We start from the raw sequence: 935 nt of genomic DNA, 5'->3' as shown, positions 1-935 counted from the left end.
GCCGGTGATGTCGAGGTAGTCGAAGGCGTCGGTGACGTGGAACCCTGTGCCGTAGATGATGGCGTCCACCTCGTGCTCGACCCCGGCGGTGTCCACGATGCTGTGCTCGCGCACCTCGGCGATGCCGTCGGTGGTCACCGCGACGTTGTCCCGGTTGAGCGCGGGGTAGTAATCGTTGGAGATCAGCACCCGCTTGCAGCCCATCCGGTAATCGGGGGTGAGCTTGGCCCGCAACCGCGGATCGGCGACGTGCTTGCCGAGGTGCCACTTGGCGAGAAGCTCGGCCATCCGCAGCAGCAGGGGATGCCCGTTGAAACCGATCGCGCGCGCCTCCAGCATCCAGTACAGCAAGCTGCGGTAAGCACGCTGCACCCCAGGAACCCGCCGGAACACCGCGCGCGACCACTCGGGCATCCGGTGGTCGGGCTTGGGCATGATCCACGGCGGGGTGCGCTGGAACACCGTCAGCTGCGCCACCTCGGGCGCGATCTGCGGCACGAACTGGATCGCACTGGCCCCGGTACCGATCACCGCGACCCGCTTACCCCGCAGGTCGTAGTCGTGATCCCAATCCGCCGAGTGAAACGTCCGCCCCTGGAACCGCTCAATGCCCTCCAGCGGCGGGATCTGCGGCAGATGCAGGGCCCCCACCCCGGACACCAGGAACCGGGCGAGGTAACGCTGTCCGCCCGCGGTGTCGACGAACCAGCGACGCTGCTCGTCGTCCCAGGTCGCGCCGGTCATCTCGATACCGAAATGGATCTTGTCGTACAGCCCGTACTTGGCGGCGACACGCTTGAGGTAGTCGAAGATCTCGTGTTGCGGGGAGAACGCCCGGGTCCAGTCGGGGTTCTGCTCGTAGGAGAACGAGTACATGTGCGACTGGATGTCGCACGCGCAACCGGGATAGGAGTTGTCACGCCACGTCCCGCCGA

General features: G+C 66.4%; 1 protein-coding gene. It reads right to left on the bottom strand.

Going from position 1 to position 935, the window contains the following annotated elements:
* Positions 1-935: NAD(P)/FAD-dependent oxidoreductase (locus F8178_RS20335; protein WP_317496466.1), on the bottom strand; the 935-nt coding region annotated here is incomplete at both ends.

The organism is Haloechinothrix sp. LS1_15 (genome assembly GCF_033042135.1).
In the GTDB taxonomy this organism is placed as follows: domain Bacteria; phylum Actinomycetota; class Actinomycetes; order Mycobacteriales; family Pseudonocardiaceae; genus Haloechinothrix.
Note: the sequence above shows the minus strand (reverse complement) of the source record. Positions and strands in the feature narration are given on the sequence as shown.